Here is an 11,241-nt window from a genome sequence, read left to right as displayed (position 1 = left end):
CGTCTCGGTGAAGCAGCTTCTACACCCCATAAACATACGTCGTCAACACCCATCCCCAAAAAAAATGTAACTAGCTGAAAATAAACAATATCCTTATGAAAAACCGATTCCGTTATCCGAATCAGATCAACTGAAATTTTGCCCACAATCCTGAAACCAACGCGTAAACTCAGGAATACCATCTTCCAATGTGGTTTGCGGGGCCCATCCTGTTAACTGCTGAATGGCCGTAATATCGGCCCATGTCTTTTCCACATCAGATTCAGGACGCGGCAGATAACGGATTGCAGCTTTACGCCCCAAAGCCTGCTCCAACAGCTCCACCAAATACTTCACCGGTTCTGGGTGATGGTTCCCTATATTAAGCACACGTGGTTCTGCTGCTGGGGGTGCCTGTTCGTACACTGCCAGCACTGCGGCAACCACATCATCAATATATGTGAAATCCCGTGCCAAAGATGCTCCCTCATAAAGGGTAACATCCCGCCCCTCCGTAATCGCACGGGCAAAACTGTAATAAGCCATGTCCGGCCGCCCCCACGGACCATACACCGTAAAAAACCTCAGGCCTGTTTGAGGGATATTATACAGATGGCTATAGGCGGATGATGCCAGTTCAGCCGCACGCTTTGTAACTGCGTAAAAAGATCCCGGATGATCTACAGGATCTGTTTCTGAAAACGGTAATTTACGATTGCGCCCATATACAGAAGACGACGAAGCATACACAAAGTGCTTTAGAGCTGGCAGTTCACGCGCAAATTCCAGCATCGCCACATGGCCGCGCACATTGGAATCTGCAAAGACATAAGGGTCTTTCAACGAGTAGCGCACACCTGCTTGCGCTGCAAAATGAAAGATACCCTCTATATTGGGGGCTTTCTTTTGTAGCTCTTGCAAATTTTCTGGCTGATCCAGATCACAGTAATAAAAAGAAAACTGTGGATGCGCCTCAAGCAGAGCAAGGCGCGCCTGCTTGAGTTGGGGATTATAATAACCATTCAGATTATCAACCCCGATCACCTGCTCGCCACGCGCCAAAAGAGCCTGCGTGACATGGAAGCCGACAAACCCAGCGGCTCCAGTTACCAAAAGTGTCAAAATTTATTGCCCCACGCCGCAGGGCAACCTTTTGGCCCCACCCATGATTACTGCAAGAATCTTAGCCGCAAAAGCGGCTGTTGATTAAAGCTTTTTACCTAAAGACGGTGCTTCCACCTTATCGCCTACAGTAATGCCAAACTTGGCAGTTACACCCCCTGCCAGCTCAAGCGTAGCAGCTACCGGGCCATGACTGCTGATTCGTGCCAAGCTGCGTGGCACTGCATTTTCTGTAATGGCCTGAATACGATGATCCGCATCTATAAAAACAATATCCAGCGGAATCAGCGTATTTTCCATCCACATGTCACTCTGCTGTGGCGTCTTCCACACAAAAAGCATGCCAGAGTTTTCTGGCAGATGCTGGCGGAACATTTCCCCCACCTGCTGCTCACGCGGGGTTTTTGCCAACTCAACTGAAAAAACATGCCGCCCACTTGGGGAAACTATAGCCAATTCTTCCCGCTGCAATTCAGCCTGAGCGTGTGTTGGCTCTCCCGTTTCTTCTGCATAAGCAGGTAAGAGAGAACCCGCGGCACCGCCGATCATGCAGGCTGCCATCAGCCCCAACAGTTTTTTTGTCAGCACCTTATCTGTTCTCCTCGGTCCCATCATCTTTGCAGAAATGGATTACTGGCACGTTCTGCCCCTAATGTCGTCAGCCCGCCATGCCCAGGCACGATAACAATATCATCCCCTAAAGGAAGTAGTTTTTCCTTTATGCCTTGAATAAGCTGTTGGCTATTACCGTATGCAAAATCGGTTCTACCTATTGTTCCTCTAAAAAGAACATCTCCCCCAAAAGCAAAACGGGCCTTTTCATCCACAAATACAACATGCCCGGGCGTATGCCCCGGAACATGCACAACACGAAATGTACATCCTAGATAGTGCAGACTTTCACCATCTTGGGTGAAACGGTCAACATCTGCATTTTCTAAATCTGAAAGCCCAAAATGCCGAGCTTGCTCTACAATGGATTGGAGCAAAAACTGATCATGAATATTCGGCCCAATGACATCTGGCCGGGTTTCCTGCGTATTTTCCAGCCCACGACACAAAGCCGCCACCCCTCCGGCATGATCCAGATGACCATGCGTGAGCAGAATGGCTTCTACTTCCAGTATATTTTTTTTTAAGAAATCCAGCAGGACATTCGCGTCTCCACCAGCATCTACAATAACGGCTTTACGTGTTTTTTCATTCCACAGAACAGAGCAATTCTGCCGAAATGGCGTAACCGGCACGATACGCAACTGCATATCCGGGTAATTGACGTGCATGCCTTATTCCTCTTGTTCTCTATAAATTATCTAAAGAATGCTTTTATGAGTTTTACACAAAAAAAAGCTGCCAGAACCAGTGTCTGGCAGCTTTTTATACAGCAAAAGTGCTCTGCTTATTGAGGCAGCACCCAGCCAGTTTCTGGAATATCAAAGTGCTTACGCAGTTCATGCGCAGGCACGTTGGTGAGATCCTTGGTGAAGGTTTTGATAATCTTTGCCGTTGCAGGCTTGCTCAGATGCGTCTTGATTTCATGAATAATTGGTGCCGGAGCAGCCACTACAAACCCATCAACCTTGCCGCCATGCGCAATCATGCTGTTCATGCGGTCTGCCACAACGCGGGCAAAAGCATCTTTCGCATCATCTGCCGGGGTAGAGCCAGAAGGCATTTTACCCGGCGTACCTTCATGGCCACGCGTATCAAAATCCTGCACATCGCGCATTTCGCCTTCTGCATCATGCAGAAAACGCACTTTGCCACCATCTGCAACAACGTAAACTACCAGGCCATCTCTTGCTTCCGTCATGGAATACATCCTTTTCAAATCACTCTATCAGCCTGCCAGCATGCCGTATTATGCGACATTTAACCACCAGCGCTGCTGCGCTGCTGATGTGCAGTCTGCGTGCTGAGTGATATAGGATTGAGGCATGACAGTTCCACCCCTCTTTTCCCAACTTGTTACTCCTCTGGATCATGCTCTGCTCTGGGCCCGTCAGGGCCAAGCTGTTGCCATTGCAACCGTAACAGGCACGTGGGGTAGTTCCCCCCGCCCCCCAGGCAGCAATATGGTCATGAGCAAAAATGGCCTTATGGAAGGCTCCGTGAGTGGCGGCTGTGTGGAAACAGATGTCATGCTCCACGCACAAGAAATTATGGAAGGGCAAGCACCAACCGTTCTTTCTTATGGTGTGAGCAGTGCCAAGGCATGGGAAGTCGGGTTGGCCTGCGGAGGCACACTGGATGTTATGGTAGAAGCCGTTCAAAGCCCTGCCTGCCCAACCGGAACATGGCCGCTACACCTGCTAGAGCAGATATGTGATCTTCAAGCCGCTCGAAAAGCCGCAGTATTGGTGCGCAGCTTAGATGGTAAGCAGCACATTCTTGCGCAGGAACACCAAAAAAGCACTTTTGAAGAGCTTCCACCATTCGTGAAAGAAGTTGCCTTCCACCAGCTCCAAGACGGGCGTTGCGCAGCAATAGAAGAGGCTCTTGGGCAAAAATGGTTTGTGCAACCCATTATTCCGCCACCTCGGCTTCTTATAGTGGGAGCAGTGCATATCGCACAGTATCTTGCTCGCCTGGCGCAGATCACCGGCTTTTCTCCCATCGTCATAGACCCGCGTGAAGCACTGGCGACAGCAGACCGCTTTCCGGGGCTGGAAAGTGGAAGCACCCTTATTACAGAATGGCCGGATGACGCTCTGGAAGCCTTGGGGGTTGATAGCATGACTGCCATCGTAACCCTGACGCATGATGCCAAACTCGATGACCCAACACTTGAAGCAGCCCTAAAAAGCCCAGCTTTTTATATTGGTGCTTTGGGGTCTCGCAAAACACAGGCGAGCCGGTTGCAACGCTTGCAAACTCTTGGCTTTACCGAGCAGGACCTCAAACGCATACGCGGCCCAGTTGGCTTAGCTATTGGCGCAGTGGGAGCTGAGGAAATTGCTCTTTCCATTATGGCGGAAATTGTTGCCACCCGCCGCCATGCTCCCTTGTCAGACATTCGCGGATGGTAAAACCTGCGTTTCTGCCAGGAACATGGGCCTGCGTGCTATGCGCAGGCCGTTCTGCCCGTACTGCCCCAGCCAACAAATTATTGGCTCCGGACGCTACCGGGCAACCTATGCTGGTGCAGACACTCAAAAATATTCTCAACAGCAAAGCTGAAACTGTTCTGGCCCTTCTACCGCCAGACCAGCCAGAGCTTGAAACCGTTGTGCACGCGCACTTCTCCCACGCCCTGAAAGCAGAAAGGCTGCAACTACAAACTGTTTTGAATGCGCGTTTGGGCCTTGCCGCTTCTCTGCATGCAGGTGTTCAGGCTGCTCGATCAGGAAATGCACAAAGCCTGCTTATGTGTCTGGGCGACATGCCTCTGGTTTCTACAACGCTGCTAAACACACTGTTGGAGAACCAGAATCAATATGCTCCTGCCGCCACCGCACCGTTACGAGACGGCAAGGCTGGAAATCCTGTTGTCTGGAATCCATCACAATTCAGTAAGTTGCTCCAGATTACAGGAGATCAGGGCGGGCGGGCTGTTTTGCGCAGTCTGGGCGCTGATATACGCCTCATTCCAGCCAATTCTACCGAACTGGTTGATTTTGATACGCCAGAACGGCTGAAAATATATCGGCAGATGGCTTTTCCTGGCAGTTGACCAGACGGACACACCCTCCGACAATTCACAACAGACCGTAAGTTTTCACTGAACGGTCGTTTTATCTGTTTTTCAACAAGGTCTCACCATGAGCAAAATTCTACGCACTAACCCCAACCCCATTCTTTCTGCTGCGGTTGAATATCACGGCTTTATTTTCACGCAGGGTGTTGTTGCCCGCAATCTGGATCAGGATGTTGAAGGCCAGACACGTGATGTGCTGGAACAGATTGACACACTGCTAGAGCAGCACGGCACAGATAACACCCGCATTCTGCAAGCTCAGATCTGGGTTAAAGACATTAATGACCGTGACAAGCTGAACAAAATCTGGAGCGCTTGGCTGCCAGAAAATATGGCCCCTGCCCGCGCTTGTGTTCAGGCTGTGATGGCTGACCCACGTATCCTTGTGGAAATCATGGTCACCACCACAAAATAAGCCTTTAATATTGACCAGTTGGTGATGTGAGAAAACGTGGCATTCATGCAACATTCCTCCGAATCATCACCAACTGGCGCGTGTTCCCTATTCTCTTAAACAAAGGCCGGAATGAAACGGAATCAGGCGAATTTATGACGCAACATAGGATAAAAATCCTATTTTTTCTTTTTGATACCCACCAATGAAGCAAAGAGTAACTTTAACGATTTTGGTGCGCAATGAACGCTTGCCTGATCTGCATGGATGTTTAATACCTGAACCCGAACATTGCAGTACCCCAACTCACGGCAAATGCGATCAGGAAAGGTAAGCACAATGCGGCACGGACGGTCCGGAATTTTCAAACTGAAGCTGGCCGTTTTGTCTTTTCTGTCCGTTTCTGCCTTTACTGCTTCTGCATCTGCCCGCACCCATCATGCAGCCGCCCACCATAGCGGTGTGCATAAAATTGTATTTTCTGCATCTGGCCATGCGGCAGGCCGATACGCAGGGGGCCGCTGGCACCCAGCTGCGGGGCGTTATCGCTCCGGGTATTATGGTGGGCACGTTATTCAGTGCGTTGCTTATGCCAAATCTGCATCTGAAGTGGTGCTGCATGGCAATGCGCGTGATTGGTGGCATAACGCAAGTGGCGTTTATGACCGTGGCCATGCACCAGAAGCAGGTAGTGTGCTGAACTTCCGTGCAACACGCCGCATGCCTTTGGGCCATGTTGCTGTTGTGCGCAATGTTGTAGATAACCGCACCATTATGATTGATCAGTCACACTGGGCACAGGCAGGCATCAGCCGCAACGTAGCCGTGATTGACGTTTCTCCAAACAATGATTGGTCTGCCGTTCGTGTAGCCCTTAACAATCATTCTGGTGGTTTCGGGTCCATCTATCCAACTTACGGCTTTATTTATGCACGCCACCCTGGTGCAGAACGGAACATGCAGCAGGAAGTTATGACGGCATGGGCCAAGAAAGGCACTACCACACAGCTGGCACAGGCTCCGGCAACACCTCGCCAGATCTCTGCTGGTCAGGAAGATCCGAATATTGCCTTTGATGATAACAACTGAAACCAACCTTTAGTTTCTTTGTAGAATCTTCTTTTCAACGCTCGGCTTTGCCGGGCGTTTTTTATTGCCTTTTCCATAACAGGAAATTCTTGCGCAGAGCATAAAGAAAGGGGAGCAACCTCCTTTGGTTGCTCCCCTTTCTTAGTAACCCTCAGAAACGGTTAGCTTATTCCATCCATTCAGCAATATCTGGGCAAGAGCAAACTAGGTTTCTGTCACCATATACGTTGTCAATTCGGCCTACAGGTGGCCAATATTTGGTAGAAAGCTGCACATTACCGGGGAAACACGCTTCCTGCCGTGTATAAGGATGCGTCCATTCCGTTGCAGTTAGTGCAAGGCCTGTATGAGGGGCATGACGCAACACTGCATCTTCCGCCGTAACCTTACCACTTTCAACTGCACGCACTTCCTCACGTATAGCCAGCATGGCATCGCAAAAACGATCCAGCTCCGCTTTTCCTTCAGATTCGGTTGGCTCGATCATGAATGTGCCGGCCACCGGAAAGCTAACTGTTGGCGCGTGAAAACCGTAATCCACCAAACGCTTGGACATATCATCCACAGTAACGCCTGTTGTATTCTTGATCGGGCGCAAATCCAGAATACATTCATGCGCAACGCGCCCGTGTGCCCCTTCGTAAAGCACAGGGTAAGCATCTTTCAGGCGGCTCACAATATAATTGGCGTTCAGAATAGCCACCTGCGTAGCCCGTTTTAGGCCTTCATCCCCCATTAAGCGAATATAAGCCCATGAGATCGGTAGAATAGAAGCTGATCCAAAAGGAGCAGCACTTACAGCCATAGAAACAGCTACATCTGCCGGGTTTCCGGGCAGATAAGGTGCCAAATGCGCCCGCACACCAATTGGCCCCATACCCGGGCCACCGCCACCATGTGGAATGCAGAAAGTTTTATGCAGGTTAAAGTGGCTAACATCCCCACCGTAATCTGCCGGGCGTGCAAGTCCAACCTGAGCATTCATGTTGGCACCATCCACATATACCTGCCCACCGGCTGCGTGCACCAGATCACAGATTTCACGCATGTTTTCTTCAAACACACCGTGAGTGGAAGGATAAGTGATCATCACTGCAGCCAGATCATTCGCATGCGCCTTTATTTTCTCACGCATGTCTTCCAGATCAATGTTGCCGCCTGCATCACACTTTACCACCACAACCTTCATGCCCGCCATTTGGGCAGATGCTGGGTTGGTACCATGTGCAGAAGCCGGAATTAGGCAAACTGTCCGATGCCCTTCCCCACGCCCCTGATGATACGCACGAATAACAAGTAAACCTGCATATTCTCCCTGTGCGCCAGAATTAGGTTGGAAGGAAACAGCATCATAACCGCTGATAGCACACAGCCACTTTTCCAGATCCTGCAAAAGAACCTGATACCCTTTTGCCTGATCTGCCGGTGCAAACGGATGAATGTCACAAAAACCAGACCACGTAATGGGCAGCATTTCCACCGTGGCGTTCAGCTTCATGGTGCAAGAACCCAGCGGAATCATTGTCCGATCCAACGCCAGATCCTTATCTGACAAGCGCCGCAGGTAACGCAGCATATCCGTTTCTGAACTACAGGAGCGGAACACAGGCAGCGCCATATAGCCAGACTGCCGGCGCACACCCTCAGGCAATGCTGTGGAAGCCGCTCCAAGCGCCTGCGCCATTTTTTCTACATGCCCGTGTTCAGCGCAAAAAACAGACCATACAGCGTAAACGGTTTCCGGCGTGCTGGTTTCATCCAGACTGATGCCAATACGGCCATTCCCTGCATTGCGCAGATTCATGCCGGCAGAACGCGCACGCTCCAGAAGATCAACAGCGCCTTCACCTACATTCACCGTCAGCGTGTCAAAAAATGTGGTTGTTTCAACAGTAACGCCCAGTGCGCGCAAACCAGCGCCCAGTGTAGCAGCCAGACCATGAATGCGCTGTGCAATCGCCTTCAGACCTTCTGGACCATGATAAACGGCATACATGCCTGCAATAACAGCCAGCAACACCTGCGCCGTGCAGATATTGGATGTCGCCTTTTCACGCCGGATATGCTGTTCACGCGTTTGCAGGGCGAGACGATAAGCCGGACGCCCAGCGCTATCAACCGATACCCCAACCAAACGCCCCGGCATGCTCCGTTTATAGGCATCCCGCACAGCCATATAAGCTGCATGCGGCCCACCATACCCCATGGGAATACCAAAGCGCTGGGTAGAACCAATGGCAATATCCGCCCCCAGTTCACCGGGAGAAGCCAGCAACGTTAAAGCCAGCGGATCTGCCGCCATAACAGCAATACCCCCCGCGGCATGCAGGCTTTCTATCTGCTTTTGCGGGTTTGCAATCTGGCCGGATGTGCCGGGATATTGGAAAATAGCCCCAAATACGTTTTGGGCATCCAAATCTGTTTCGGGCTGCCCAATCTGGAGCGTAATGCCCATAGGCTCTGCACGGGTTTTCAACACAGCAATTGTCTGCGGGAGACATTCTGCATCTACAAAAAAGACGGTGGACTTAGAGGTTGCAACCCGGCGAGCCAACGCCATGGCTTCTGCCGCTGCTGTTGCTTCATCCAACAGAGAAGAGTTGGCGATATCCAACCCTGTCAGCTCTGTAATCATGGTTTGGAAGTTCAGCAGGGCTTCCAGACGCCCTTGGCTGATTTCTGGCTGATATGGCGTGTATGCTGTGTACCAAGCCGGATTTTCCAGAATATTCCGCTGGATAACAGCGGGCAGCACCGTACCGTAATACCCTTGCCCGATCAGGGATGTCATAACCTGATTTTGTCCGGCCAGTTCACGCAGGCGTGCAAGAACCTGTGTTTCCGTCCATCCGGCACCAAGCCCCAAAGGCTGCGTGGCACGAATGGAAGCAGGAAGTGTCTGATCTATCAGATCATCCAAAGAGGCCGCACCAACAACACGCAGCATTTCGGCCTGATCTGCCGCAGTCGGGCCAATGTGGCGCGTAGCAAACGCCTCACCTTCGGCTTTTAAGGCAGCAAAAGCGGGAAGAGCTTTAATATTCTGTTGGGAACGCGCATCCGAACCGGGAGCAAGGGAGAACATGCAGAAATTTTTCCTGAACAAGGCCTGTCTGGAACAGGCCATTTTTTCCAATCAGGCAGAAATCAGCCTACAAAAGCTGCATATGCTGCGGCATCCATCAGCCCGGAAAGCTGATCGGGATTAGCAACGCGGAATTTGACAATCCAACCTTCGCCTTCGGGGTCAGAGCTTACCCGTGCTGGATCATCAGCCAGTGCTGCATTGCTTTCCAGAACCTCACCATCAACTGGCGCATAAATATCGGAAGCCGCCTTAACGGATTCCACAACTGCAATGGATTCCCCAGCTTTTACTTCCGTGCCAGATGGGCGGGCTTCAATAAACACCAGTTCACCCAGTTCATCAGCCGCATGGCGAGTGATGCCCACGGTTGCTGTTTCACCCTCAACGCGCAGCCATTCGTGTTCTTTTGTGAAATACAGGGTCATTTCTCAATTTCTCCAGTTAAGCGTAAATTAATGTATCCATGGCCTAGCGTTTGAAATGCGCTGGCACAAAAGGCAGTGTGCTCACGACGGAAGGTACGGAACGCCCCCGCAATTCAGCAAAAATGGTGTGCCCTATTTGGGTATCATTGCTTGCCACATAGCCCATCGCCACCGGGCCACCCACTGTGGGGCCAAATGCACCAGACGTTACCTTGCCGATATGCGTGGCAAATTCTGCATCTGCATATAAAGGTGCATCATGACGCACAGGCGCACGCCCCTCCGGTCGTAACCCAACGCGGCGGCGGCTTACACCATTTTCAAGCTGGCCAAGAATAATATCGGCGCCCGGAAAACCACCTGCACGCGCACCACCATTGCGGCGAGACTTCTGGATAGACCATTCAAGCGCGGCCTCAACCGGAGTGGTGGTTGTATCAATATCCGCCCCATACAGGCACAGCCCGGCTTCAAGCCGCAGACTGTCTCGGGCACCTAAGCCAATCAGTTTGACGTTTGGCTGTTCTAGCAATTTACGGGCAACCCGATCTGCATCCTTAGCGGAAACAGAAATTTCAAACCCATCTTCTCCCGTATAGCCGGAACGAGAGATAACGCAGCGGGCACCATCTACATCCAGCGTGCGCACATCCATGAACACCATCTTGCGCACATCTTCGGCAAACGCTGCCAAAACTTGTTCAGCTTCTGGCCCCTGCAAGGCAAGCAACGCGCGGTCTTCCTGCGGCTCTACAACGCATTCTGCCACCAGTGCAGATTGCAGAAGCTCAAGATCGGCTTCCTTACATGCGGCGTTAACAACCAGCAGAAGACCATCTTCCAGACGCGCCACCATCAGATCATCCAGAATACCACCTTCGGCATTAGTGAACTGAGTATAACGCTGGCGGCCATGTTTAAGGGCGGCAATATCTGCTGGCACCAGTTTTTCCAGCGCCAGAGCCGCATCATCTACATCCCCCGAACGCGGGCGCAGCAGCACTTGCCCCATATGGGAAACATCAAACAGACCAACATGCTCACGCACATGCCGATGTTCGGCCATAATGCCATCTGCATACTGCAAAGGCATGGCATAACCCGCAAACGGCACCATTTTGCCGCCGGATTCTTCATGCAATGAATAGAGGGGAGTATGAAGGAGAGTATCGGTGCCCATGCACGCCGCCTTGCCAAAAAGGCCGGAACCCACTGCAATCTGACAAACACATCAGCACAACACGAGGCTCCGGATTATATAATCCGCTGCCCCTTCTGTGCTTTTGCCTGAGATCGCTATCCCGTCGGCGGGTGCGATTGCACCTCTCTCCAGAAGTTTTAAAACGCAGGGTCCTTCTGCCTGAGAGTTTCCGGGGCGGTTGCTCCTTCGGCGCTGGCTAAGCCAGTCTCTCCCTCTGCGTTAAGGAACCGTGACATCATTTCGCTT

Annotated in this window: 11 protein-coding genes and 1 riboswitch; of the genes, 4 read left to right on the top strand and 7 right to left on the bottom strand. The window is 51.4% G+C overall.

All coding sequences use genetic code 11. The features are described 5' to 3' along the window. Positions 1 to 126 precede the first annotated feature (126 nt). The 4 genes from ACP7IZ_RS10050 to ACP7IZ_RS10035 all read right to left on the bottom strand — a co-directional run bounded on the left by ACP7IZ_RS10050 (position 127) and on the right by ACP7IZ_RS10035 (position 2,923). Positions 127 to 1,101, bottom strand: a complete 975-nt coding sequence (locus tag ACP7IZ_RS10050) for an NAD-dependent epimerase/dehydratase family protein (protein ID WP_426848982.1) — start codon at positions 1,099 to 1,101, stop codon at positions 127 to 129. An 84-nt stretch (positions 1,102 to 1,185) separates the two neighbouring features. Continuing rightward, positions 1,186 to 1,716, bottom strand: a complete 531-nt coding sequence (locus ACP7IZ_RS10045) for a DUF192 domain-containing protein (RefSeq protein ID WP_035352237.1) — start codon at positions 1,714 to 1,716, stop codon at positions 1,186 to 1,188. Continuing rightward, entirely contained in the window at positions 1,713 to 2,384 is a 672-nt protein-coding gene (locus ACP7IZ_RS10040; RefSeq protein WP_426848981.1) for an MBL fold metallo-hydrolase, read from the bottom strand. Before ACP7IZ_RS10040 ends, ACP7IZ_RS10045 begins: the two co-directional genes overlap by 4 nt. A 116-nt stretch (positions 2,385 to 2,500) precedes the next feature. Continuing rightward, the gene (locus ACP7IZ_RS10035) at positions 2,501 to 2,923 is read right to left on the bottom strand and encodes a host attachment protein (protein WP_003631043.1); all 423 of its coding nucleotides are present in this window, start codon (positions 2,921 to 2,923) and stop codon (positions 2,501 to 2,503) included. Positions 2,924 to 3,038: 115 nt separating this feature from the next. Here ACP7IZ_RS10035 and ACP7IZ_RS10030 point away from each other — a divergent pair, with 115 nt between their 5' ends. From ACP7IZ_RS10030 to ACP7IZ_RS10015, 4 genes are all read left to right on the top strand, one after another. After that, positions 3,039 to 4,130: an XdhC family protein gene (locus tag ACP7IZ_RS10030; protein ID WP_426848979.1), complete on the top strand. Its 1,092-nt coding sequence runs from the start codon at positions 3,039 to 3,041 to the stop codon at positions 4,128 to 4,130. Then, complete coding sequence (locus tag ACP7IZ_RS10025) at positions 4,124 to 4,774, top strand: nucleotidyltransferase family protein (protein WP_426848978.1); 651 nt, start codon at positions 4,124 to 4,126, stop codon at positions 4,772 to 4,774. The genes ACP7IZ_RS10030 and ACP7IZ_RS10025 overlap by 7 nt, the downstream gene beginning before the upstream one ends. Positions 4,775 to 4,862: 88 nt before the next feature. Then, positions 4,863 to 5,213 carry a RidA family protein gene (locus tag ACP7IZ_RS10020; RefSeq protein ID WP_003624223.1) on the top strand — a complete coding sequence of 117 codons (351 nt, stop codon included), beginning with the start codon at positions 4,863 to 4,865 and terminating at the stop codon, positions 5,211 to 5,213. A gap of 294 nt (positions 5,214 to 5,507) precedes the next feature. After that, positions 5,508 to 6,281 (top strand): CHAP domain-containing protein, encoded by a 774-nt coding sequence (locus tag ACP7IZ_RS10015; protein WP_426848977.1) that lies wholly within the window; start codon positions 5,508 to 5,510, stop codon positions 6,279 to 6,281. A gap of 166 nt (positions 6,282 to 6,447) precedes the next feature. On the opposite strand, the gene gcvP is transcribed toward ACP7IZ_RS10015, so the two are convergent. From gcvP to gcvT, 3 genes are read right to left on the bottom strand one after another with little or no spacing between them, the layout of a single operon-like run. Next, a complete protein-coding gene (gcvP, locus tag ACP7IZ_RS10010) occupies positions 6,448 to 9,408 on the bottom strand; it encodes an aminomethyl-transferring glycine dehydrogenase (RefSeq protein ID WP_426848976.1) in 2,961 nt (986 codons plus the stop codon). 20 nt (positions 9,409 to 9,428) lie between these two features. Beyond that, positions 9,429 to 9,794, bottom strand: coding sequence for a glycine cleavage system protein GcvH (gcvH, locus tag ACP7IZ_RS10005; RefSeq protein ID WP_150178492.1), 366 nt, complete (start codon positions 9,792 to 9,794; stop codon positions 9,429 to 9,431). 43 nt (positions 9,795 to 9,837) lie between these two features. After that, a complete protein-coding gene (gene gcvT / locus ACP7IZ_RS10000; protein WP_426848975.1) occupies positions 9,838 to 10,974 on the bottom strand; it encodes a glycine cleavage system aminomethyltransferase GcvT in 1,137 nt (378 codons plus the stop codon). Positions 10,975 to 11,133: 159 nt separating this feature from the next. Then, positions 11,134 to 11,219: riboswitch (glycine riboswitch) on the bottom strand. Between the last annotated feature and the right edge of the window lie 22 nt (positions 11,220 to 11,241).

Source organism: Acetobacter sp. AAB5 (genome assembly GCF_050106715.1).
GTDB lineage: Bacteria > Pseudomonadota > Alphaproteobacteria > Acetobacterales > Acetobacteraceae > Acetobacter > Acetobacter oryzifermentans.
Note: the sequence above shows the minus strand (reverse complement) of the source record. Positions and strands in the feature narration are given on the sequence as shown.

Bases quoted from the DNA above. Each gene is read 5' to 3' on its own strand.
- ACP7IZ_RS10030 (WP_426848979.1), top strand. From the start codon at position 3,039: ATGACAGTTCCACCCCTCTTTTCCCAACTTGTTACTCCTCTGGATCAT.
- gcvP (WP_426848976.1), bottom strand. From the start codon at position 9,408: ATGGCCTGTTCCAGACAGGCCTTGTTCAGGAAAAATTTCTGCATGTTC.
- ACP7IZ_RS10015 (WP_426848977.1), top strand. From the start codon at position 5,508: ATGCGATCAGGAAAGGTAAGCACAATGCGGCACGGACGGTCCGGAATT.
- ACP7IZ_RS10035 (WP_003631043.1), bottom strand. From the start codon at position 2,923: ATGTATTCCATGACGGAAGCAAGAGATGGCCTGGTAGTTTACGTTGTT.
- gcvH (WP_150178492.1), bottom strand. From the start codon at position 9,794: ATGACCCTGTATTTCACAAAAGAACACGAATGGCTGCGCGTTGAGGGT.
- gcvT (WP_426848975.1), bottom strand. From the start codon at position 10,974: ATGGGCACCGATACTCTCCTTCATACTCCCCTCTATTCATTGCATGAA.
- ACP7IZ_RS10045 (WP_035352237.1), bottom strand. From the start codon at position 1,716: ATGATGGGACCGAGGAGAACAGATAAGGTGCTGACAAAAAAACTGTTG.
- ACP7IZ_RS10040 (WP_426848981.1), bottom strand. From the start codon at position 2,384: ATGCACGTCAATTACCCGGATATGCAGTTGCGTATCGTGCCGGTTACG.
- ACP7IZ_RS10025 (WP_426848978.1), top strand. From the start codon at position 4,124: ATGGTAAAACCTGCGTTTCTGCCAGGAACATGGGCCTGCGTGCTATGC.
- ACP7IZ_RS10020 (WP_003624223.1), top strand. From the start codon at position 4,863: ATGAGCAAAATTCTACGCACTAACCCCAACCCCATTCTTTCTGCTGCG.